Genomic DNA, 23,452 nt, shown 5'->3' with positions numbered 1-23,452 from the left:
ATTTGAGTTATAGCTCTTATTCTCGCCTCGAAAACGACCAAAATTTCAAGTATCAGAGAGTAAGGCAGACACTCACGCACCCTGTGCGTGGGTCGTTTGTGCTTATCTGATACTGGGTTACTTGGTCGTTACCTGAGGCGGTAGGTGCATTCGATTCCACGCCTTTTTTGTTGTCATAAACGTCATCTAGAGCGATTGTTGATTGTGCTTGCATAAGGGCTTACAATTGAGGTTCTTATGGGTAATACGCAGCAGTTCAACAAGCTGGTCAGTTTTATGTGGAATATCGCCAACGATGTGCTGGTAGATGTTTTTGAACAGGTCGATTATAAGAAGGTTATTCTTCCGATGATGGTGCTCCGCCGTATTGACGTTTTGCTGGAGCCCACGAAAGAGGCTGTTCTCAAACAGAAGGCTGAACTGGACAAACAGAAAATAGTGAATTACGAGCCTGTGCTGACCGCCATTACCAAGTACCCCTTCGTGAATGTTTCGAAGTTCACAATGCGCACGCTGACGGCAGAGACGAATCCTTCCCGCCTCAAAATGAACTTCTTGGAATACATCGACGGTTACAGCAAGGATGTTCAGGATATCGTCAAGAAGTTCGAACTGTTGCCGACCATCGACAAACTCACCGAAAGCAACCGTTTGGGTTCCATCATCGAAAAGTTTACGGACAAGTCCATCAACTTGGGAATCCTACCTGTGAAGGACGCTAGCGGCAAAGAAGCTTTGCCCGGTGTCGATAACCACATGATGGGAACAGTATTTGAGGAACTGCTCCGTCGTTTCAATGAAGCATACGCAGTGACTAGCGCCGGTCGTCATTTTACTCCGCGTGATATGGTCAAGTTGCTTGCCGACTTGACGATTCTACCGATTGCGGATAAACTTGAAAACTCAACATACACCATTTACGATGGTGCCTGCGGTACGGGTGGCATCTTGTCGGTTGCCAAGGACAAGATCCTTGACATGGCAAAAGAACGCGACAAGAAAATCAAAATTCACATTTTCGGCCAGGAACTGATGCCGGATACATATGCGACCTGCAAGGCTGACATCATGATTTCGGGTCAAATTAAAAGTTTTAACTATTCATTGAACAAACAACAGCGTGATTACATAGCGTTTGGTTCAACCATCTCGCAAGATGGCCACATTGGCGAAACATACGACTTCTGCATTTCGAATCCGCCTTTCGGTACTGCATGGAAAGAAGACCTCAAGAACTGGGGAATTACGGACAAGAAGGATATCACCGACAGTCGTTTTGTTCTTTCGGACGATGTAAACTTTGTTCCCGACATTGGTGATCCGCAGATGCTTTTTTTGGCGAACAATGTCAGCCGTATGAAAGATACAGAACTTGGCACCCGCATTGTGGAAGTGCACAACGGAAGTTCGCTCTTTACGGGCGATGCAGGCTCGGGCAACAGCAACTTGCGCAAGTATATTATTGAAAACGACATGCTCGAAGCGATTGTCGCCATGCCCGAAAAGGACTTTTACAACACGGGTATAGGCACCTACATCTGGATTGTCACGAACCGTAAGGAAAAACGCCGCAAGGGCAAGGTGCAGTTGATTGACGCGACTGCCATCAAGACTCCGCTCCGCAAAAACTTGGGTGAAAAAAATTGCGAAACGAACGAGGCGGATCGAGCAAAGATTTTGAAACTCCTGATGGATTTCAAGGAAACGGAACAGAGCAAGATTTTCGACAATTCTGAATTCGGTTACTGGTCTGTGCCGCTGATGAAGCCCGTATTGGACGAGAATGGCAAACCGGTCAAGGACAAGAAGGGCAATGTAAAATACAAGGCGAATCGTAACGAAACGGAACAGATTCCGATGAACTATCCGGGCGGGATTGAAGGCTTCTACGAGAACGAAGTCAAACCCTATACACCCGACGTGATTTTCGGCGAACCCACCGTAGGCTACGAATTGAGCTTTACCAAGTATTTCTACAAGCCCGTTGAACTCCGCAGCCTGAAAGACATCAAGAACGACATCATGAAACTGGAACGGCAAACCGAAGGTGCCTTGGCGGAGATTCTGGAAGAGTAAGGATGAACACGTCATTGCGAGGAACGTTGTGACGAAGCAATCTCTTATTCGAGTGTCATTCTGAGCGGAACGAAGTGGAGTCGAAGAATCTAAAGGAATTTGTCTATATGAGAAAGTATGCGCGATATAAAGATTCAGGAATCTCTTGGATAGGAAATGTGCCGGAGCATTGGGATGTTGTTCCTTTTAGGTCTGAATTCTCTTTGGGAAAGGGCTTGCCGATTACAAAGGATAACCTTATTAATGATGAAATTAATGGAGTCCCTGTTGTCAGTTATGGGCAAATTCATTCTAAGGAAAATGAAGGAACTGTTTTAAAAAGAAATTTGTTGAGATTTGTTGAATCTTCATGGCTTGATTCAAATCCGCAATCTTTATTGCGGAAAAATGATATTGTATTTGCCGATACTTCAGAAGATTTAGATGGTTGTGGTAATTGTGTTTTAAATACGGAAACGAGAAAGATTTTTGCAGGCTATCATACAATAATTGCGTTTACAAATAAAGAAGAAAACGGACCATTCTTTGCTTATCTTTTTCAATCTGATATTTGGAGATCTCAAATTAGAACTCGTGTAAACGGCGTAAAAGTTTATAGTGTTACAAGAGCTCATTTGAAGCGTTGTAAATTGCTACTTCCTCCTCTCTCTGAACAAAAGGCGATTGCGGAATACTTGGACAAAAAGACGGCGCAAATCAATGAACTTGTTTCGGCAAAGCAAAAACAGATTGAACTTTTGAAGGAGTACAAACAGTCTGTTATCGCTAATGCTGTCACAGGCAAATTGAATAAAAATTGCCGAATGAAAGACTCCGGCATCAGCTGGATTGGAAAAATTCCAGAGAATTGGGAAAAACTACCTTTTGGTGCTTTATTTGAGCAAAAATCTCAATGTGGACATTGTGACGAAGAACTTTTATCGGTGTATTTGGATAAAGGGGTTATTCGTTTTTCTGATGGTGGTGAGAAAAGAGCGAACGCAACTAGTGAAGATTTGTCCAAATATCAACTCGTTGAAGTGGGTGATTTTGTGTTAAACAATCAACAGGCTTGGCGTGGTTCTGTTGGTGTGTCCTTCTTTAGAGGGATTGTAAGTCCTGCATATGTGATTTTGAAGATGTCTGAGAAACTAGAACGAAACTTTGCCAATTATTTGTTGAGAGATCGTTCTATGGTTGCTATGTATTGTATTTGCTCAAAAGGTGTTGGATCAATTCAACGAAATTTAGTTTGGAATAAATTGAAACGAATGCCAGTTTTTGTTCCACCTCTTTCTGAACAAAAAGAAATTGTTGCATATATCGAAAAGAAGGTTGCTTCTATTGATTCTCAAATTGCGTCCATCGAAAATCAGATTGCGAATTTGAACGAGTATAAACAAAGCTTAATTAGCGATGTTGTGACAGGAAAAGTGAAAGTCTGTTAAAGCGAGGTATAATCATGCCGACGGATACTTCAGAAAAAGGTCTCGAAACTCTCATTGAAAAATACCTTCTTGAGCAGAATGCTTACTCTAGGGGAATATCGTCCGATTACAGCACCGATTATGCTTTAGATTGCAATAAGGTCGAAACGTTCCTTTGTGATACGCAACAGGATAAAGTTCGAAATGCTGTAGATTTCAGTAATGAACACTCGCGACATTCATTCTTCGAACGACTCAAAAATGAAATTACCAAGCGTGGTGTCATCGATGTAATCCGCAAGGGCTATAATTACAATACCACGCATTTTGATATGTATTACCCACTCCCTTCTGAGTTAAGCGAATCGGGACATGTCTTTTACAATAAAAATATTTTTTCTGTCACGCGACAAGTCCACTTTAGCGTAGCGAATCCAGACTTGTCTATCGACATGGTGATTTTTATTAACGGTATGCCCATCATCACCATTGAACTCAAGAATCATTATACAGGTCAGACTCTCTTGAATGCTGTTACACAGTATTCAAATCCGAATGAACGCAATCCCAAGGAATTTCTGCTGCAACCCAAGCGTTGCGCAGTCCATTTCGCCGTAGATGACGATAATATTCGTATGTGTACGGAATTGAAGGGTAAGGAATCGTGGTTTCTGCCGTTTGACAAGGGTGTTGATGGAGGTGCTGGCAATCCGTTGAATCCGAATGGTCCGCGAACGGCCTACTTATGGGATTACGTGCTTACAAAGCCTACGCTCTCGTACATTATTGAAAATTTGGCACAAGTGGCTAGATTTACAGATGAAAAAGGAAGGCTTGTTAAAGAATCTGTTGTGTGGCCTCGTTACCACCAGCTTGATGCCGTCCGTTATCTGGTGCAAGAAACCAAGTCGCATGAATTAGGGCAAAAATTCCTGATTCAGCATAGTGCGGGTTCGGGTAAATCGAATACGATTACGTGGCTCGCCTTTATGCTTGCTCAGCAATTGCGTGGTACAGAGAAACTGATGGATTCCATCATTGTTGTAACTGACCGTGTGAATCTTGACAAGCAAATTCGTAATAATATTAAAGCCTATAACCAACTTGGTAATATTGTTGGTTGGGCGGATTCTTCGGAAACGCTGCGCAATGAACTCACTGCTGGCAAGCGAATTATCATCACGATTGTTCACAAATTCCCTTTTATTCTCAAGGAAATAGGCACGACGCTTGCAAACCGTCGTTTTGCAATTATCATTGACGAAGCTCATAGTAGTCAAAACGGCTCGCTTTCGGCTAAAATGAATATGGCAATTTCCGGTGTTGATGCTGAGAGTGAGGAAGATTTCGAAGACATCTTGAACAAGACTATAGAAGGTCGTAAGATGGTGAAGAATGCGAATTATTATGCCTTTACCGCGACCCCAAAGAACAAGACTCTTGAAATGTTCGGTAAAAAGATTCCACAGCCCGATGGAAAACCGAAATTTGAGCCTCACCACAATTACACAATGCGTCAGGCTATCCAAGAAGGCTTTATCTTGGATGTGCTGAAAAATTACACGCCGTATCAGAGCTATTACAAGGTTGTTGAATCGGAACTCATTCGCAAGCAAAAGGAAGACCCCGAATTTGATCGAGACCAAGCTCAAAAGAAAATCCGTTGGTATGTGGAAAGTCGCCCTGAAACGGTCGAGAAAAAGGCTGCCATTATTGTAAATCATTTTATCAATAATGTTATCAACAAAAATAAGGTGGGTGGACAGGCCCGTGCGATGGTGGTGACCGCCGGAATTGAAAGGGCGATTGACTATTATTACGCCATTTCAAAACAGCTGCAAGATATGCGGAGCCCGTATAAGGCTGTCGTTGCGTTCAGCGGAAAAAAGGTGTATCATGGCAAGGAAGAAACCGAAGCCAGCATTAACAAGTTCCCGTCTGCTGATATTGAAAAGAACATGAAGGTGGATCCGTACCGTATTCTTGTTGTTGCCGACAAGTTCCAGACGGGTTACGATGAACCGCTGCTGCATACGATGTATGTTGATAAGGGCTTAACAGATATCAAGGCTGTGCAGACTCTTAGCCGCTTAAATCGCTGTCATCCGAAAAAGAAAGATACCTTCATTCTCGATTTCGCGAATGAGCCTGAAAATATCAAGGCGTCGTTCCAACGCTATTACAAGATGACGACGCTTGCTGGCGAAACCGATCCGAATAAACTGAACGACTTGATTTTTGAGTTGGATGAATACAATATCTACACGCAAGCCGAGATAGATTTGTATTGCAGAAAATATCTGGGTTCATCCCCGCGCGAAGAACTGGACCCGATTATTGATACGTGCGTAGAACGATTCAAGAATGACTTGCAAGAAGAACAGCAGATTGCCTGCAAGAGCGCTATGAAGAATTTCGTGCGCATCTATACCTTCCTTGCTGCCATTATGCCGTTCGGTAGTAAGGATTGGGAAAAACGCTGGACGTTCTACAAGTTTCTTGTGACGAAATTGCCAAAGTTAAAAGATGACGACTTTACAGAAGGCTTGTTAGATTCTATTGACTTTGACCAATTACGAATTGTGGAGCAAGAAGCGGCAAAGATTTCTCTCGAAAACGAGAATGCCGAAATCGCGCCCGTGCCGACAGGTAATGGAGCTGTTGGCAAAAAGGAACCGGAACTCGTCAAGTTGAGTGATATTCTGGAGGAATTCAATCAACGCTATGGCGGTGTGGAATGGGAATATCCCGATAAAGTTAAGAAGGATATTGACGAATTGCCCAAGGAACTTGCCGAAAATGAAAGCTTCGCCAATGCCGTTTTGCATGCCGATGAATCGACCGTGCAAATCGAAGGCAACGACGCTTTACAGCAAATCATCGTCAAGAATATGGCTGCTCGCTCGGAACTCTTCCGCATATTCCTTAATAATCAGGAATTTCAAAATTTCCTCGTGGAACGGGTCATTTCTGCTGCAAGAACAATGGTGAGAGCGACTGTCGGATAGGGAAGGTTAAGTAGTTTGTGCAAGTTCTGCTTGCAAAAAAAGAGCAGGCAATGCCTGCTCTTTTTGAAATTGCAAAATAGCAACCATGGGTTGCTAAATGAGAGAAATGACAAAAAAGTGGAAAACCTCTTGACTATCGCCATCTAGTAATTTATATTTGTTAGTGTTCAAATGTGTACTTGTATGCTTTGGGCGACAAACAATTAAGCCCCGCTGTTTCAGCTTGTCTGCAGGGAAGGAGAAAAATATGAAGAAATGCGTAAATGTCGGTTGTATCGGTATTTGGCTTGACGAAATTGTACCTTGCCTTAAAGATACTGAAACTGGGGAAATCAAAGAAACTGTTGTGTTCAGGATTGAAAGTCGGTCTTTCCTGAAAAAATTCAGTGAAAAGAACGGGTGGGGAATTAATTGGATTAAAATACCCAAAGAAGTTGAAGTCTTTGCTCTTGCGCTGAAGGAAAATAATGAAATCCAGGGGCTTGTTGGAGTTCGAAATGATGTTGATGCTCGGGCTGCGTATATCCATTGGGCTTGTACTGCTCCGCACAATAACAAAGATTTGGCAAAAGTTCAAAAATATGTTGGTATTGGAGGTCACCTTTTTGCTATTGCAGCTGACCGTTCTTTTGCTTTGGGCTATGATGGATTTATTTATGGCTTCGCCCTTAACAAAAAGATTTTAAATCACTATATTGAAGCATTAGGAGCGACTTATTTGGGTGTGTTGCATCCATATCAATTTGCTGTTAAAACAGAAGCGTCTCGAAAACTCCTGGAGGTTTATACATATGAGTGGAATTAGAAAGCCTGCCGTCATTTTGGCGGATTCCATGGAAGAGTATTTGGCTCCGCCTAATCCGTATAAAAATCCGCCGAAAAGCAAGTTGAATATCTATGAATTGGGAAAGTACGCCGAGCGTGTGGGTAAGGAATTTGATGAATTGACTGCTGAAGAAATTCTGCAGTTCAAGATACCTTGATTTTCTGCAAAAACTCAACAAGTTTTCGATTTAGCTCGCTATTGAGTGTATCCGCTTCTTGGATGGTGTGGTGCTCATCGCCTTCGAAATCGTGAGCGCGCTCGCCGCAGATGTCTATACCGAGAATTTTGCGATTTGTGGTAAGGGCTGTGATGCAATTTTTGAGGGCGTCAAGTGTAAGCGAGCTTTGGTCCCAATTGGTTACAGCATAGGATGGCGAGAGTGCGTCCTTGTCAATGGAAATGTAGAGATTAGGCGAGAGGACGTTCACAAAATCGCTGCAGATTAGAGACGAGAGAATGCTTAGTTCACTTTCTTTGATGAACGTAACTTTCTCTAAAATACTTGCTTCTCCGGATTGCGAAAGCTCTTCGCGGATGGTTTCGACGAGTTCGTTCTTGACTCCGATGATGATTGCGTTTTGAATAAACTTGTTGTTGTCGAGAACTTCTTTGACCCAACCGCCACAACTTAAAATCCCGCCAAAGCGGGGTGGTTGCATGTCGGGATGGTGGTCGAATACGATGAGCGTAAATGGTTCTTGAACTCTGTCGGTCCAGAGTTTGCTCATGTAATGATAATTGCCATTGTCAAAGAAGTGGATGTCCGGGGTGCTTGTGGAGTTGCCGCGATTCTCGATAATGCTGCATTCACTCTTGCTGTGTTTTTCGGCGCTGTCAATTAACGCATTGATTTCCTTGATGGCGTCGTCGTCACAGTAGCAGTCGGTTCCTACGATTTTCGTGCAGTCGAGCCAGCGAACGTCCTTGCTTATTTCTGCGGTGGCGCGCAGTTCTTGCATAAAGGGTTGCTCGGCGTAAACGCCCGTGAAATCTTGAACCGTGATCATCATGATTCAAAAATAGCTAAGATGGGGTTGGAACGAGCGCTTTTTATTGTTTTTCGTTGAGTTTTTGATTATCTTAGTGTGGTCAAGGAGTTTTTATGCAAGCAGAATTGAAGAATATTACGGACGAAGACAAACGCTTTATGCAGATGGCGATTCAGTTGTCCGTTGATAATGTCGATAATGGCGGTGGCCCTTTTGGCGCTGTGATTGTCAAGGATGGCGAGGTTGTGGCTACGGGCGCAAATCGCGTTGTGCCGAATAATGATCCGACGGCTCATGCCGAGGTGACTGCAATTCGAAACGCTTGCGCAAAACTCGGGACGTTCATGCTGGACGGCTGTACCGTTTACACGAGCTGCGAACCTTGCCCGATGTGCCTGAGCGCTCTGTACTGGGCTCGTGTCAAGCGCATTTGCTATGCGAATACAAAGGCCGATGCTGCTGCAATTGAATTCGACGATTCCTTTATTTATGATCAGCTCGACTTGCCGTACGAAAAACGTGCCATCAAGTGCGACCATTTTATGCGGAACGAAGCGCTTGTCGCTTTCAAAAAGTGGGCGACAAAGACGGACAAAACGCGCTATTAGATTCCCGTTATTTCTAATGACTAATAACTAATAACCAATAACTAAAAATTTATTTAAACCGTTTGCAAAAACTGCAGGTTTGGCAAAAAGGGTGGCGTAGTTCGTGCTGCGCGAACCCTTCTTTTATGTTTTGCGCGAGTGGGCTTTCTAAAATTTCGGCAAGGCTTTGTTCGGTGATGTGACCGAGCGTAATTTGTCCGCTGTGGTCAAGGCAGCAGGCGACAACGCGCCCATCGTGGAGTATTGCAATATGAGTGTCAAGCGCACGGCACGTGCCTGCGATTCTTTCGTCTCTCGTCTGTAGGGCTTTGCCCGTTCTTTCGTCTATGCTTGGCCATTCAAATCTTGTGTCTTCGTGCAAATAGAGGCGGCCGGTGATGTTGAAACTCTTGTGGCGACTGCAGAAATGCCCGGGCGTGATATCAACGCCAAAAGTCTCGTGGATGCGTTTAAGCATGTAGCTGTTCCACGAGGAGGCATCTTCGGCGCCGACATTCCACAATCGCAAATTGATGTAGAGATCGGGGCGCTCGACAATCGCGAGACGGCAAAAATCCAGCACATTTTGCAAATATCGTTCAGCGGTTTCGCGGGGGAGTTCTGCGTAGGCGTGTGTCGAAAAGTTGACTTGGCGAACGGCGGGTGACGCGAGAATTTGACGGCCTGTGCGTTCAATCGTTGTGCCGTTTGTTGTGAGCGTGAGCTTTAATGGCGTTTGTTCTAATTTCTTGACGTAATGTGCAAAACCAGGATGGAGCGTGGGTTCACCGAGAACATGAAAGTAGACGTTGGTCGCTCCGATTTCTTGAGCGTCTGTGATGCATGCTTCGAACAGCTTGGAATCCATGAACGTGCGGTTCGTGGACGTTGACGAATTTTCTTCCGCAATTCCGCTGTCGGCATATCCGTTGTCTGCGGCGGTTCCGCAGGGGCAAAAACTGCAATGCAAGTTGCAAACATTCGTGATTTCGATGTAGACGCTGTTCACGACTGGCCCCTCATCTCTATGATGGCTTCTTGGTATTCGCTGAGTTTGCCTGCTTTCTTGATTTTCTTGAAAATCTTTTTGGGAATGCTTGGTTCGAGATATTCCCAGAAATTTTGTACGTGCGAGAGAATCTGGCTGTCGCCTTGGTATGTTTTGCAAGCGTGGTCGAAAATGACCTGGTGCATCTGAAAAAGTTTGCCGAGAAAATCCTGCGTGGTGGCGGCGCTATTTATATCGCGCAATCCCTTGTATTCCGCTGCTAAACTTGGTTTCGCGAGAAGTCCGCGGCCAATCATCACGCCTGCGAGCTTCGGGTAGTGTCGTTCCATTTCACAGATTTGCGAAACGCTTGTGATGTCGCCGTTGTAAACGAGTGGATGACGGCATTCCTCATAAAATTTTTCGAACGATTTGAAGTCGATTGCGCCTTTGTACTGTTGTTTGCCGAGTCTTGGGTGGAGCGTGATATGCGTGAGTGGCGCTTCGTTTAGAATCGGGAGAAGTGCGAATGCCTCGTTGGGGGAGTCCTGTCCAAGGCGCATCTTGACGGAAAATTTTATCGGCGCGGTTCCGTTCGTAACGCTAGACAATTTCCTGATTTCGTCCATGATTTCTTGGACGGCCTGTATGTCGCTTAAAAGTCCGGCACCGCGATGGCGGTTGACTTGCATTGGAAAGGGGCAACCCATGTTGAAGTCGATTTCCGTGTAACCTTTGGCGATTAGCGCTTCTGCAAGGATTTTAAATTCATCGACGCTGTTCGCAATAATCTGCGGAACGACTTTGTAGCCCGCGCAGTTCTCCTTGCGCGCATTCCCGTCGCGCGCAATTCCTTCCGCGATGCCCGCGCATCTTACATTTGCGCAATCTGCATTCGCAATTTCTAAATCCCGCAAATCTTTTTCGCGCGGCTTACCGTTTTCAATCCGCAAGAATGGAGTGTAATAGGCGTCAACACCGCCAAAGATTTCAGCGTGGGCTTTTCGATAAATGCCCGTCGTGTAACCTTGTAGCGGTGCGAATAGAATTTTCAGCATGGCGCGATTTTTGCGGACCTTTATTTTCTTGCGGACCTTTAATTTCCTGCGAACCCGGCGACTCTCGTTACTTCCCGAGAGCTTTCTTCAAAGCTCTGATGGCATTTCCTCGATGGCTGATGATTTTTTTCTCTTCGAGTTCCATCTGCGCGAAAGTTCTTGTTTCGCCATCCGGGACAAACAGCGGATCATAGCCAAAGCCCATGTCGCCGACTGGAGTGTGGTTGATTTCGCCACGGCATTCGCCTTCGAAAATGATCGGCTTGCTGATGACAAATTCACCTTGATCGTTCTTGGTGACAGTCTGGTACGAGAGTGCGCAGAAGTAACGTGCCTTGCGGTTTTCGATACCTTCGAGTTTTTGCATCAGCTTGACATTGTTGGCTTCATCATCGCCGTGCTTGCCGCAATAGCGGGCGCTGTAGATGCCCGGTTCGCCATTCAATGCGAAAACTTCTAGGCCGGAATCATCGGCGAGAACGGTCGCTTCGATGTTGCGCTTGGCGAGCCATTGAGCCGTTGTATTCGACTTGATGATGGCGTTTTCGGCAAAGGAATTCCCATCTTCGATGATGTCTTCGTCAAAACCGATGTCTTTTAAGGTCTTGAATTCGTAATGGTCTGTGCCCAAGATGTGAGCGAAGTCTCTAATTTTTCCGGCACTACCGGTCGCGATAACAAATAAACGTTTCATTTTTTCTCTGTCTACTTCCGACTTCCTACGGTCTACTAAACTAATTAATAATTTGACTGGATCCTTCGACTACGCCTTTACAGGCTCCGCTCAGGATGACAAGTCTAATAACTACTGACTATTGACTAATAACTAATTAATAATGTTCCGGTTTCATGACGATCAAGATGGCGTCAACGACAACGCCTACGCCAAAGAGTCCTGCGGTGCAAAGCCACAAGATTCCTGTCCAGATCTTCCCTTCGTAAAAGCGATGCAAACCCAGGTATCCGAGCAGAATACAGAGGGCAAGGGCAATCCATTTGTTGTGTTCACCAGTAGAAGGCATAAAGGCTCCTTGTTTTTTACGAGTACAATTTAGAAAATGTGCGGAATAGCCGCTAGTCAATGGTCCATAGTCATTAGAAATATTCAATAACCATCAACTAATAACTAATGACCATATCTATCTACTTAAACATTTATTATTATTCCTTTCGTGAAAATGAAAAAAATATCGACTTCTTTTTTGTGCCTTGCAGGGCTTTCTGCGGGTATGTTCCTTGCTGCATCTTGTGCAGCTCCGTCTGTCAATCCTTCCGTTCAAGCAGCTGAATCAAAGACCCCGGATTACATTCCTCCGATGCCTGTTGCTCCAGTCGCTGTCTTTGAAATGCGTGTGCTTGATTTTGATAAGCAAGTGCGTGTCGTCGAGAAGCCAACTCTTGCGGCTCTCGATTTTGCAGCGTATTTTTCGAATCCGATTCGCATGGCGGGTATGGATGAAAAGCCTGAAAATTACACGGGCAAAATGGCAAATGCAAAACTTGCTGAATACCCTTTCCCGATGCTCGACTCGATTTCGGAATACGAACCGGAGGCTGTTGCCGGTGTAGCTCCGATTGCGTGGGAACCGTTTGCGAAAATTCTCTATGCGCAGACGGGCGATGATGCCCTTGCAAAGGCTTTGAATGAAGTTGAGGCGGTCAAGTGGAATGAACCTGATGTTTTCCGCGCTTTCCAGACTGTAAGTCGTTTGTGGGGAGTGCCTGGAACAGGTGATAATCAGGGCAAAATTGAATGGTGGGCCGAAGTGATGCCTGCTGTCTGGACAGGCCGTGCTCCATTTTACGGTAAACTCAAGTTTGTTTCGGGCGGCGAGTCTGCGGAAGTCTTGAACTACTACATGACGGCCGAGATGAACAGTGAAGAGGCGATGAACTGGGCGCGTACGCTCTCGTCTTACTGGTATCCGACTTTGAATACGGACTTGGAACAACATACTCCAGGTGCCATTTGGGAAAATTCCCGCGCTAATCGTCCGTTTGCAGTGATGCGCGGAAACCCGATGGGTAAGCCTATGTGGGTGGCGTTTGAAGTTCCTGCGTTCCGCTTGACGGATGAACAGCTCCGTGCTGCTGCCGTGGCTGATTCTCTTGCTGCTGCGGGCGAAGTGGTGCCTGTGAACCGTACCCTTGATACGAGTTCTTATGCTCGTTTGGAAACGCTTGCCGCTATGGAAAATAGCTGCCCTGCAACGCCTGCGACAAAGAAGTTCCGCGAAGCCTTGAAGAAAAAACTCTCGAAGCTCCCGAAGGAACAGAATGCCTGGGCCGATAACGGAATGCTTTGGTTCCGTCGCAATGCAAACTATCTTGTTGCAGATAAAATTAGCGGTCAGGATAGCCTCCACAATCCGCTTCCGAGAATGATTGAACTCAAGCAGTACTTGGATTCCATGAATGTTCAGCTTCTCGTGGTTCCGGTTCCTGTGAAAGAAGAAATTTATGCAGACATGCTTGTAAAGGGAACACCTGCAGATTTGTGCGTGAACGTAAATGGTCGTGAATTTATCCGTGAAATGCTTGCGGCTGGGATTGACGTACTTGACCTTTACCCGTCGCTGATGGCGGCCCGCAGTGGCGATGACGCTCCGCATTACAGCTACCAGCGCTACGATACGCACTGGGCGCTGCCGGGCATGCTTGCTGCAATGGAACAGCTTGCTTCTCGCGTGACGCAGTACAGCTGGTATGCCGATGCGAATCCGCAACCGGGTAGCCTCGTGATGAAGGATACGGTAGTGCTGCGCGAAGGGGACTTGGTCGCTCACTTGCCGGATAAGGAAAAGTCCAAGTATGCTGCCGATACTCTTGCAGGCATGAAAATCTACAAGGGCGACAAGGCTTACAAGGGCGGCAAAAATGCACCGATCCTCTTGATGGGCGATTCTTTCACGGGCGTGTTTGAATCTGTGGACCAGAAGAGCGGTGGCCCGGGTTCTCTGCTTGCTTATGCAACGGGGCTTGATGTGCAGGTGCTTACGAGCTGGGGCGGTGGCCCTGGCGTTCGCGCTCGCCTCAAGAAGATGAAAAAGGACATGCTGAGCAAGCGTCTCGTGATTTACATGATGACCGCTCGCGACTACTGGCAAAGCCCGATGGAATGGGACGGCTTCTAGACGAAAGAACGCTCGCGAAGCTCGTTACAGACGAAAGACTAGAGAAGGGTCTTTCGTCTCTCGTCTTTCGTCTCTCGTCCAAACTATTCTGGCTGCTTTTCCTCGCGACGCTTGTAATTGCACTCCCGTTTCTGCTTTGGAACGGGAAGAACGAGTCCATGAGCTATCGCGAAATGGCTTGCGTTTTTGAAGAACGTGCGCCGGGTTGCCTTGATTCTGTTAGCGATTGGCATGCGGGGCTTGCTTATTTTGATAGCAGTGTCGCAGTGAATCACGATACTTTGCAATCCCTAAAAAATCTGCTTTGGCAATTTTGGAATATCGAATTTGCCGGGGCGGGCGAGGCTGCGGTTGCAAAAGAATCCGTGCTCCCGCTTCGCGTTCTTGTAAACAGAAAGTCCGGCTGCATGGGGCTATCGTGGCTTGCGCTCATGGTGGCCGAAGTGCGCGGTTTGCCTCTCGACGCCATTCTCCTTCCGGGACACGTCTTTTTGCGTTACGGCACCTCGGACAGTTTTGTGAACCTGGAACCGAACCGTCGCGGCTTTACCTACACCGATGAAGAATACCGTGAAAAGTACCAAAAAGGTCCCTGGACCGGTCTTGAATTTAAGCCTCTTGAAACACGACAGTTCATAGGGCTTGCCGCATTTGATATCGGCAATCTGTATCTTGAAAACGACATTCCTCGTGCGCTTACGTGGTACCGCATGGCCGAAGAATTTTTCCCTGAATATCCGGGTGTTGGCGTGAATCAGGCTGTTGCAAAAAGCCGATTGCCGGATTTATTGTAGCTCGGCGCATTTCACGTTTTTTCTGCTTATTTAAAAGGGATGCCAACGGGGCGTTCTTGGTTTTGATAGACGTAAAAAGCTATTTTTATGGGGAAATGTCCACAGCTCGTAATTGTTTTAAATTTTTTAAAGAGATACTTTTTTTAGTATCGGCCGTTCTTGTGCTTTCTGGATGTGAAACTTTTTTGGGGGATCATGTCTGGCTCCATGCTCCGATAGAAGAGGATAAGGTTCATGACGGCCTTGTGGTTGTTAGAGCTTCGAATGTAAAGCATAAAAGCGGCGGCTCGGTGACTTATCTTGGTACTTATGCGCCCTCCGCGAAAGTAAATGAACAGCCCCAGTTGCGTGTTGCCCTGAATTATGATTATTCCTTAGGCATGCATGAAGTCACTTGCGCTGAATTTAAAAGTGTTATGGGGACAACTTTTGACGAACGGTGCCGAGGCAAGGATTCTGATCTGTTGCCTGTAACAAAGGTGACTTATTACGATGCCGTCCTTTATGCCAATGAACGCAGCAAACGGGAAGGCTACGATACGGCCTATACGTATTCATCTGCAAATATAGATGATATCGGAAACTGTACTTCAATGGAAGGGTTAGTCTTTCATCCTGAAGTAGACGCATATCGTTTGCCTACGGAAGCGGAATGGATCCTGGCTGCCGATCGCGATTGGAACCCGTCTGCGGAATGGAATGCGCAGAACTCAGATTTCGAACCCAAAAATGTTTGTTCGTATCCGCACCTTCACGGTGATTTCTGTGACATGGGCGGAAATGTGAAGGAATGGGTTTCTGATTGGCTTAACTATTTTAGAGATACGACCATTACAAACTTTGTCGGTGCTCCAGATGGCGGAGTTCTTGGGGAACGGGTCATTAAGGGCGGTAGCTATCGCAACGATCCGTCTTCTATCAAGCTTTATAATCGTGGCGATGTCTACATTGTGACTTCGGCGGCAAAGTCAGATTATTTGGGATTCCGTATTGCATTCGGCAAGATCCCAAATGCGGTTTGGATGGGACATGACGGTTTAGTTCGTGAAAGCCGAATCATGCCGTTAGCGAGTGCTTCTGTCATCAAAAAAAATTTTGATACATATCATATTAAGCTTGCCTTTCGCAATGATGCAACGGGAAACTTGGCGTTTGTCGATTACGTTAATGGAACTTTATCTGTTTCTGAAATCACAGATACACTAGATTCTTATCATCCAGATATTTCTCCAGACGGTAGGCTTATTGCATTTTGTACAGGTCTAGAAGGCGTTTCTGGAAAGTCTGATCTTTACATTCGCCCTTTGGGTCTATCCAAAACAAGACCTATAAAGCTTAATATCAAGGGAAATGCTTCTATTCCACGGTGGAAAGTTCTGGATAATGGCGATACGGTGATCGTCTATGTGTCCGATGCGGGAAACAATAAAGAAACTTCGGAATTTAAATCCAAGAGTACATGGCAAGTGAAGTATGCAAAAGGTCGATTCGGAACGCCTCAAAAGCTTTTTAGCGGGGCGTATCACGGAGGTGTTTCTGACGACAATACACTTGCTGTTACTGGCGCCCGTCTGCTTCGTGCGCGTATTGCAAATCCGGGAAAAATGCTTTCGGATGGTCGCGATACCGTGTGGTATAACGGTGAACAGGCTTGCAATGCCTCCCTTGCAAACGATGGATCCAAGCGTGTAGCGTTCCTTGATTTTGGTGGAAAAACAGGAGCTGAGTTTGTTGGAAAAAGTTACAGAACGCACGAACGTTTGCTGATTGCTGACAGTACAGGAAAGCTTATTAAGACTATTCCTGCGCCTGAAGGCTTTACATTTGACCATACGGAATGGGCGCTGAATTATGCCGATGCTAAAAAGGATGGCGGCTTTATTGTGGCTACGGTCGTAAATGCAAATGGCGCCCATTTGAAAATTGTTCTCGTGAATGTTGCGGATGGTTCAATCCTGGATTTGGTGGAAGGTGATGATCTTTGGCATCCATGTCTTTGGCGAACAAAAAATTATGCCCCTGAAAAATCTAAACTTGATCCGGACAGTGCTGGCGTTTATTTGCATCCATCGGATGAGTGGGCCTCTATTATCATGCGGTTTAAAATGGAACTTCTCTGGAAATACCATGATTCTATTAATGTGGCGATATTGGGTTCTTCGAGGTCCATGTATGGAGTTAGCCCATCTAGATTGGATGAAAAATTTTTTGCTGTGAATTTTGGCCATACACCAAATTCTATTTATACGTCTAGGGATTTATTAAATCATTATCTCTTTAACCATCTGAAAAAGCTGAAGTATATTGTTGTTTCGCTAGATATTGATTTTTGGTATAAAATTGATGGACCTGATGGAGATAATTTATTCTATACGACTTTTGATAATTATCCAGGGTATGTGTATGATAAAAATCATGATTACTGGAAAGACGGTGTTCCGGAAGGCTTGCTGGAATATACACAGAATTCTGTAGGTTCATCGGATGAAAAATACTATATGAACGATCGTGGGCGCTATACAAATGCTTATTGCCAGTGGGAATGGAAAGAAAAGCCCGAAATTGAAATGGATAGCACCTATTATGATCAACATAAGGGCATTTATAACGATAGCAAGAATGCGCTTATCGATATCGTTAAAGAAGCCGCCAAGAGAGATGTTCGTGTGATTGGCCTTATTTTCCCGCAGAGTCCGGAGTATGCGAAAACAGGTGCTTTTGGACGTTATGGCCTTCGTCGTAGCGTTGCTCAAAAGATGATTAGTGAATTAGAAGCTTTGAATAAAAAGTATCCGAATTTTGTGTTGATGGATGAAAATAAAATGGGCAAGCATGATTATGACGGACAAATGGCGATTGATGAAGACCACTTGTGCAATGCCGGTGCTATGAGGCTTACATCTCGGCTGAATGACGTTTTGCTGTCTCTGGAGTCAAAAAAATGAAAAATGTCGTTCAGATGAATTTTGGATTGCTTGCGGCTGTTTTATTTTCCCTTGTTTTTTTTAATTCATGTACTGAGGAAAATAAATTCCCGTATGGCATTGAATCTCCGCCGGTGCTCAGTTTTGATGGCTTTGTCTATGTTAATGCGAATGGTCAAAAAACATCGCTTGGAATAAATGGAGAAGGCGGACGTGCTAGTGAATATCCGAGAATGGATGCTAGTTTTACTTATAATTTTTATATAAGCGAACATGAAGTCTCCCGTGCGGAGTACAGTGCCTTGCGGCGAAATGCCGGTGCCGAATGTAGTGGTGTGTGTAATGATAAGAGTCCTGTGACAAATGTGACGTACTATGATGCGGTTCTTTTCGCAAATGCAAAAAGCAAGGCTGAAAATTTGGATACCGTCTATACTTATACGAAAGCTTCTTTCGATGCAAAGGGAAGCTGTATTGATTTGGATGGGCTTGTTTTTCATGAAAAAGTAAATGGATTTCGTTTACCGACTGAGGCTGAATGGGTGTATGTCGCAAGTCAAGGTTGGTATCCTGAAAAGGGATGGAATAATCAAAATTCTCATTTTGAAATTCAGGACGTAGCAACTTCTCCAGCAAATGATCTTGGCGTTTACGATATGGCTGGGAATGCCCTAGAATGGGTGAATGACTGGCTTACTTTTTTTAGCAGTAGTCCTGTAACGAATTTTGTGGGAGGCGCTGATGGTGGAAGTCTTGGGGAACGCGTTGTCAAGGGAGGTAGTTTCCGGGACGACCCGTCACAGATAAACACCTATGGCCGTGGTGATATTTATACGGTATCGTCATCGACAAAAGGCCATTATTTAGGATTCAGGCTTGCAATAGGACCGATCCCTAATGCGATTTGGCTTGATGAAAATGGTACTGCTAAAGAGTCCGTTGTGATTCCGCTGTTAGGAATTTATGAGACTAAGCACATGACGGGTTCGTTCCAGTCAAAGCTTGTTTTTCGCAATGATCTGACGGGCAACTTGGCGTATATCGACTATGGAAACGGAATCAACTCCGTCGTTGAAATCAAGGATACAATTCAGGCTTACCATCCCGATGTTTCGCCAAATGGCAAACTTGTTGCATTTTGTACGGGCGTCGAAGGGGTTCCTGGGACTTCAAGTATTTATGTCCGAAATTTAGATGCTTCGGGTTCAGGACTTGTGAAGCTGAATGTCAAAAGCGCTGCGATTCCAAGATGGCGCGTCACGGATGAGGGCGACACCTCTATTGTCTATGTTTCAAGTGCCGCAAATAATAAAGAGGATGCTGACTTTGCGGCTATGAGTACATGGCAAGTCCCGTTTGCAAAAGGAAAATTTGGAACACCGCAAAAGCTTTTTGATGGGGCGTTCCATGGAGGCGTAAGTTCTGATAAGAAGCTTGCGGTTACGGGATCTACTCTTTTGCGTGTACGAATGTCGTCTGGGAAAGATTCTGTCTGGTATAATGGAGAGCAGGCATGCAATGTCTCTCTTGCTAATGATGGCAGTAACCGGACGGTATTCCTTGATTTTGGCGGCAAGACTGGGGCTAATTATGTAGGTCAATCATACAATACCCATGAAAGGCTTCTAGTTGCAAATGAGAAAGGAGAACTTGTTCATAGTGTGGCCGCGCCACAAGGCTATACCTTTGATCATACGGAATGGGCCTTGGGCGGCTCGAATCTGGTGGTTGCGACGCTTACGAACCTGAATGGCGCCCATCAAAAAATTGTTCTGGTTGATCTGTCTACAGATTCAATCAAGACTCTTGTCGAAGGCGATGAACTTTGGCACCCGTGTCTATGGCATTCCAAAAATCGCTACGAAGGTAAAACTCTTGATACGGACAGTGCGGGGGTCTATTATCTAACTTCGGCGTCTAGTGGCGCTTTGGATCTTCGCGTTAAGATGGAACGCTTCTGGGAAAATCGAAATGAAATTACCGCTGTAGCGCTCGGTTCGTCGAGAATGATGTTTGCTCTTCGCGATAAAGAGGTGAAATCCCATAATATGTTGAATATGGCTTTTTCTGCGGGACAGATGGCAGGTGCGAGTTACTTGTTTAAAAATTATATTCTGAAACATTTGAAAAAATTGAAGGTCCTGGTTTTGGAATTATCGCCAGATTTATTCTGGGCGGATGCAAATGCGACCTGGATTGATGTGATTTACAATAAGGTTCCTGGATATATGTACGATGAAAATCATGATTTCTGGGTGGATAGCCTGCCAGAACATTTTTTGGATGTCGTAAAGGAAACTCCTCGTCCTGAATCCGCTTTGCAGCTTCTCTATACACTTGAAGATTTTTCATTGCCGACCGGAAACTGGGCTGCCGCCGTTTGCATCAGGGATTCGAATGTGCTTACATATGAATCCCCTGTATTTGCCGAAAATGAGCATTTGCTTGAAGAAATTGTAGTTGAAGCCCGTCAAGCAGGGCTAAAGGTCGTATTGGCCGTCTTGCCGCAGAATCCGGGTTATGCGAAAACGGGAACGTTTGGTATTTATGGACCGCGTCGTAGTATTGCCATGGAACTTATTGAAGCTTCTAAAAAGTTCGATGCCATTGTGTTTGACGAAAACAAATTTGGTGAACACGACTATACGGATGATATGGCTTACAATGCGGATCACTTGAGCGGTGTGGGGGCAAAGCTGTTTACGCATAGACTTGATTCTTTGCTAATGACTTTGGAATGAGTTTGTGAAAATACGGAATAATTAAGTTAATTTCTTTAGCTTTGGAAAAGTATTTTTTCTATTTTGGTTATTATGATAAAAAAATTATCTCTTTTCTTCTCTGTTTTATTTCTAGTTGCATGCTCGGAATCTGGTGGCGTTTCTTCTCCCAACAATAAAATTACGACGGAGAATGATTCTCTTGCGGGAATGCTTCTTGTCCATGCCGATAATTCGGTCGTCAGTCTTGGAACGAACGATGCCAAGGCCAATGTCAATGAACGCCCCGAGATGAAAGTCACAATGGATTATGACTTTTCGATTGGGAAGCATGAGGTTACTTGTGGCGAGTTCAATTCCCTCATGAAGCCTCTGACTGGGCTTGAATTGGAATGCTCTAGCGATAAGATTCCGGCAACGAATTTGACATTTTATGATGCCGTGCTTTATGCAAATGAACGTAGTAAAGCTGAGGGCTTTTTAGATACTGCCTATACCTATACTAGTGCCGAGTTTGACGAGAAAAAGCGCTGTACAAACTTAGAAGGTTTCGTCTTCCATCCAGAAGTTGATGCCTATCGTTTGCCGACAGAAGCAGAATGGTCTCTTGTTGCTTTAAAGTATTGGAAAACGTCTGAAGCGTGGACTTCTGAAAATTCTGATTTTAAATTGCATGAAGTCTGCAGTAAGACGGATTCGAGCCAATCTGTATGTGACATTGTCGGAAACGCAATGGAATGGGTCAATGACTGGCTCGGATACTTCTGTGACCAGCCCGTAAAGAACTTTATTGGACCTCCTGATGGTGGTTCTAATGACGAACGTGTCTTGAAGGGAGGAAGCTACCATAGCAAGGCGGACGTAATTAAGCTCTATAATCGTGGTGATACTTACATGGTTACATCGGCGACTAAGGCTGACTATGTTGGTTTCCGTCTAGCATTTGGTTCGATTCCTGATGCAGAATGGATGGGAAAAGATTGCAAGGCTATTACGAGCCGTGTCTCGCCTCTTGCAAATTCAGCAGCATTGCGATCAAAGACTGGAACTTTCCATGTGAAGCTTGCTTTCCGCAATAATCCTATGGGGAATATTGCATTTATCGATTATTCGAGTGGGATGCTTTCAGTGAATGAAATTTCAGATTCTCTTGATGCTTATCATCCTGAAATTTCGCCAGATGGTCAAAAAGTTGCTTTTTGCACGAGATATGAAGGAGTCTCGAGTTATAACAAGAGTACAAAAGCCTATTCTGCTCTTTATGTGCGCGATTTGAAAGAATCTGGTTCTGGCCTTGTCAAGCTGGATGTAGAAAGCGCTGAAATTCCGCGTTGGCGAGTCTTGGAAAATGGCGATACGGTTATCGTCTATGTGACCGATGCAGATGACAATACGGAAGAATCGTCTTTCAAGAAGGCTTCTACCTGGCAGGTGAAGTTCTCGAATGGAAAATTTGGGAAACCCCAAAAATTGTTTGATGGCGCTTATCACGGGGGCATCAGCGAAGATGACAGGCTTGCTGTTTCTGGCTCGAAGCAATTGCGTGCGCGTATCGCAGCGAAAGGCTCGAATCTTTCTGGAAAAGCGGTCGATACGGTATGGTATAAAAATGGCAAAGAAGCAGAGCAGGCTTGCAATGTCTCTATTGCTAAGGATGGCAGCAAACGTACGCTGTTCCTTGATTTTGGTGGAAAAACTGGACAGAAATTTGTTGGCGAAAATTATGGAACGCATAAGAGGCTGTTGATTGCCGATTCTACAGGTAAGCTTATCCAGTCTGTAGAAGCTCCGAACGGTTATGCATTTGATCACACGGAATGGGTTTCTGGTGCTAGCGACCTTGTTGTTGCGACGCTTACAAATGCTGATTATGCTCATGGGAAAATTGTTTTGGTGAATTTGTCTGATAGCAGCATTGTTGACCTTGCTGAAGGCGATGAACTTTGGCACCCGAGCTTATGGGTTAAGACGATAGTCCCGCCTAGTGGCGATGACAAGCTTAATCTTGATAGTGCTTGTGCTTATATGACCGAAAAAACGAATATTTATACTCGAATCATGAAAGTAAAAATGGATTATTTCTGGAAGTATAAAGATTCCGCAGAGGTCGTTGTTATCGGTTCGTCCAGATCGTTCGCGGGCGTGGATCCTGAATTTATCAAATCAGGATTTGCTATAAATATGTCTTATTCCGCTCAAGATTTGATGAGTACGAATTTCTTTGTTAAAAATTATATCTTGCCTTTGATGCCGAAGTTGAAAACGATAGTTCTGGCTTTGGATTATGATCGCTGGTATGTTAAAGATGAAAACTGGATTGATTGGTTCTCCAATATTCCTGGATATGAATACGATAAAAACCATAACTACTGGCAGGACGGTTTTATTGGCGATATGGTGGCTGCATCTCAGGCGGCATTGAATCCGAATGAATATGAATATGAATTATTCGGGTATCATCGTGGAATGTACAAATCGACTACAGTAGGCTGGGGTAGCGATGTGCCTCCTATTGATTATGACCCGCTATGGTTTGATTATGATAAATTACGCTATAACTACAACTTGCAAAAACTTCTAGAAATACTGGAGTTTGCCCGTAATTTCGAAGTCAACGTTGTTGGCGTTATCTATCCGCAATCTCCAAATTATACAAAAACAATATCTTGGGGACGCTATGGACCAACTCGTGATGCTGTAGAAATCATAAAGCAATCCGTTCAGAAACTTGTTGATAAATATCCGAATTTCAAGGTCCTTGATGAATACAAGGATGGTAACCATGACTATGCTGAAGGTGAGTTTTCCAACGAAGATCATCTGGGGCTAGAGGGTGCAAAAGTTATAACGGCGAGGATAGATTCCTTGTTGAAAACGCTTAAATAAAATATGAACTTTTGGCATATATCCTTTTTAAGTACGCTTGACGCTGCAAAATTTAC

Annotated in this window: 16 protein-coding genes; 11 read left to right on the top strand and 5 right to left on the bottom strand. The window is 44.8% G+C overall.

The genetic code is table 11. From position 1 onward, the window contains the following. The first annotated feature begins 237 nt into the window (after nucleotides 1-237). The 5 genes from B7990_RS05420 (at nucleotide 238) to B7990_RS05400 (ending at nucleotide 7,473) form a co-directional block, all read left to right on the top strand. Nucleotides 238-2,076 (top strand): class I SAM-dependent DNA methyltransferase, encoded by a 1,839-nt coding sequence (locus tag B7990_RS05420; protein WP_088640016.1) that lies wholly within the window; start codon nucleotides 238-240, stop codon nucleotides 2,074-2,076. 107 nt (nucleotides 2,077-2,183) lie between these two features. Further along, a complete protein-coding gene (locus tag B7990_RS05415; protein ID WP_088640015.1) occupies nucleotides 2,184-3,503 on the top strand; it encodes a restriction endonuclease subunit S in 1,320 nt (439 codons plus the stop codon). A gap of 14 nt (nucleotides 3,504-3,517) precedes the next feature. Continuing rightward, nucleotides 3,518-6,490, top strand: a complete 2,973-nt coding sequence (locus tag B7990_RS05410; protein ID WP_088640014.1) for a type I restriction endonuclease subunit R — start codon at nucleotides 3,518-3,520, stop codon at nucleotides 6,488-6,490. A 247-nt stretch (nucleotides 6,491-6,737) separates the two neighbouring features. Then, the gene (locus B7990_RS05405; RefSeq protein ID WP_088640013.1) at nucleotides 6,738-7,295 is read left to right on the top strand and encodes a hypothetical protein; all 558 of its coding nucleotides are present in this window, start codon (nucleotides 6,738-6,740) and stop codon (nucleotides 7,293-7,295) included. Beyond that, complete coding sequence (locus B7990_RS05400; protein WP_088640012.1) at nucleotides 7,282-7,473, top strand: hypothetical protein; 192 nt, start codon at nucleotides 7,282-7,284, stop codon at nucleotides 7,471-7,473. Before B7990_RS05405 ends, B7990_RS05400 begins: the two co-directional genes overlap by 14 nt. Here the strand turns inward: B7990_RS05400 and B7990_RS05395 are convergent. Further along, on the bottom strand, nucleotides 7,460-8,326 hold the full coding sequence (locus tag B7990_RS05395; protein ID WP_088640011.1) for an arginase family protein: 867 nt from the start codon (nucleotides 8,324-8,326) through the stop codon (nucleotides 7,460-7,462). The genes B7990_RS05400 and B7990_RS05395 overlap by 14 nt on opposite strands. Nucleotides 8,327-8,418: 92 nt before the next feature. On the opposite strand from B7990_RS05395, the gene B7990_RS05390 reads away from it, so the two are divergent. Beyond that, a complete protein-coding gene (locus B7990_RS05390; protein WP_088640010.1) occupies nucleotides 8,419-8,913 on the top strand; it encodes a nucleoside deaminase in 495 nt (164 codons plus the stop codon). Nucleotides 8,914-8,962: 49 nt separating this feature from the next. On the opposite strand, the gene B7990_RS05385 is transcribed toward B7990_RS05390, so the two are convergent. From B7990_RS05385 to B7990_RS05370, 4 genes are all read right to left on the bottom strand, one after another. Continuing rightward, nucleotides 8,963-9,901 (bottom strand): radical SAM/SPASM domain-containing protein, encoded by a 939-nt coding sequence (locus B7990_RS05385; RefSeq protein WP_088640009.1) that lies wholly within the window; start codon nucleotides 9,899-9,901, stop codon nucleotides 8,963-8,965. Beyond that, on the bottom strand, nucleotides 9,898-10,938 hold the full coding sequence (locus B7990_RS05380; protein WP_254917338.1) for a tRNA-dihydrouridine synthase family protein: 1,041 nt from the start codon (nucleotides 10,936-10,938) through the stop codon (nucleotides 9,898-9,900). The genes B7990_RS05385 and B7990_RS05380 overlap by 4 nt, the downstream gene beginning before the upstream one ends. 67 nt (nucleotides 10,939-11,005) lie before the next feature. Then, complete coding sequence (gene rdgB / locus B7990_RS05375; protein WP_088640008.1) at nucleotides 11,006-11,632, bottom strand: RdgB/HAM1 family non-canonical purine NTP pyrophosphatase; 627 nt, start codon at nucleotides 11,630-11,632, stop codon at nucleotides 11,006-11,008. A 136-nt stretch (nucleotides 11,633-11,768) separates the two neighbouring features. Beyond that, on the bottom strand, nucleotides 11,769-11,960 hold the full coding sequence (locus tag B7990_RS05370) for a TM2 domain-containing protein (RefSeq protein ID WP_073422902.1): 192 nt from the start codon (nucleotides 11,958-11,960) through the stop codon (nucleotides 11,769-11,771). A gap of 156 nt (nucleotides 11,961-12,116) precedes the next feature. Between B7990_RS05370 and B7990_RS05365 the strand changes: the two genes are divergently transcribed. The 5 genes from B7990_RS05365 to B7990_RS05345 all read left to right on the top strand — a co-directional run bounded on the left by B7990_RS05365 (nucleotide 12,117) and on the right by B7990_RS05345 (nucleotide 23,396). Further along, nucleotides 12,117-14,072 (top strand): hypothetical protein, encoded by a 1,956-nt coding sequence (locus B7990_RS05365; protein WP_088640007.1) that lies wholly within the window; start codon nucleotides 12,117-12,119, stop codon nucleotides 14,070-14,072. Further along, nucleotides 14,057-14,866, top strand: a complete 810-nt coding sequence (locus tag B7990_RS05360) for a transglutaminase family protein (RefSeq protein WP_088640006.1) — start codon at nucleotides 14,057-14,059, stop codon at nucleotides 14,864-14,866. The genes B7990_RS05365 and B7990_RS05360 overlap by 16 nt, the downstream gene beginning before the upstream one ends. 95 nt (nucleotides 14,867-14,961) lie before the next feature. Beyond that, entirely contained in the window at nucleotides 14,962-17,811 is a 2,850-nt protein-coding gene (locus B7990_RS05355; protein WP_088640005.1) for a TIGR02171 family protein, read from the top strand. Then, nucleotides 17,808-20,531: a TIGR02171 family protein gene (locus B7990_RS05350; protein ID WP_088640004.1), complete on the top strand. Its 2,724-nt coding sequence runs from the start codon at nucleotides 17,808-17,810 to the stop codon at nucleotides 20,529-20,531. The genes B7990_RS05355 and B7990_RS05350 overlap by 4 nt, the downstream gene beginning before the upstream one ends. Before the next feature lie 72 nt (nucleotides 20,532-20,603). Next, a complete protein-coding gene (locus tag B7990_RS05345; RefSeq protein ID WP_088640003.1) occupies nucleotides 20,604-23,396 on the top strand; it encodes a TIGR02171 family protein in 2,793 nt (930 codons plus the stop codon). The last annotated feature ends 56 nt before the right edge of the window (nucleotides 23,397-23,452 follow it).

It is taken from the genome of Fibrobacter sp. UWB4, assembly GCF_002210345.1.
Taxonomy (GTDB): Bacteria; Fibrobacterota; Fibrobacteria; order Fibrobacterales; family Fibrobacteraceae; genus Fibrobacter.
This window is presented reverse-complemented; position numbering and strand designations above follow the sequence as displayed.

Coding starts and splice junctions, on each gene's coding strand:
- B7990_RS05415 (WP_088640015.1), top strand. CDS start 2,184: ATGAGAAAGTATGCGCGATATAAAGATTCAGGAATCTCTTGGATAGGA.
- B7990_RS05350 (WP_088640004.1), top strand. CDS start 17,808: ATGAAAAATGTCGTTCAGATGAATTTTGGATTGCTTGCGGCTGTTTTA.
- B7990_RS05360 (WP_088640006.1), top strand. CDS start 14,057: ATGGGACGGCTTCTAGACGAAAGAACGCTCGCGAAGCTCGTTACAGAC.
- B7990_RS05365 (WP_088640007.1), top strand. CDS start 12,117: ATGAAAAAAATATCGACTTCTTTTTTGTGCCTTGCAGGGCTTTCTGCG.
- B7990_RS05420 (WP_088640016.1), top strand. CDS start 238: ATGGGTAATACGCAGCAGTTCAACAAGCTGGTCAGTTTTATGTGGAAT.
- B7990_RS05395 (WP_088640011.1), bottom strand. CDS start 8,326: ATGATGATCACGGTTCAAGATTTCACGGGCGTTTACGCCGAGCAACCC.
- B7990_RS05380 (WP_254917338.1), bottom strand. CDS start 10,938: ATGCTGAAAATTCTATTCGCACCGCTACAAGGTTACACGACGGGCATT.
- B7990_RS05345 (WP_088640003.1), top strand. CDS start 20,604: ATGATAAAAAAATTATCTCTTTTCTTCTCTGTTTTATTTCTAGTTGCA.
- B7990_RS05390 (WP_088640010.1), top strand. CDS start 8,419: ATGCAAGCAGAATTGAAGAATATTACGGACGAAGACAAACGCTTTATG.
- B7990_RS05355 (WP_088640005.1), top strand. CDS start 14,962: ATGTCCACAGCTCGTAATTGTTTTAAATTTTTTAAAGAGATACTTTTT.
- B7990_RS05410 (WP_088640014.1), top strand. CDS start 3,518: ATGCCGACGGATACTTCAGAAAAAGGTCTCGAAACTCTCATTGAAAAA.
- B7990_RS05370 (WP_073422902.1), bottom strand. CDS start 11,960: ATGCCTTCTACTGGTGAACACAACAAATGGATTGCCCTTGCCCTCTGT.
- rdgB (WP_088640008.1), bottom strand. CDS start 11,632: ATGAAACGTTTATTTGTTATCGCGACCGGTAGTGCCGGAAAAATTAGA.
- B7990_RS05405 (WP_088640013.1), top strand. CDS start 6,738: ATGAAGAAATGCGTAAATGTCGGTTGTATCGGTATTTGGCTTGACGAA.
- B7990_RS05400 (WP_088640012.1), top strand. CDS start 7,282: ATGAGTGGAATTAGAAAGCCTGCCGTCATTTTGGCGGATTCCATGGAA.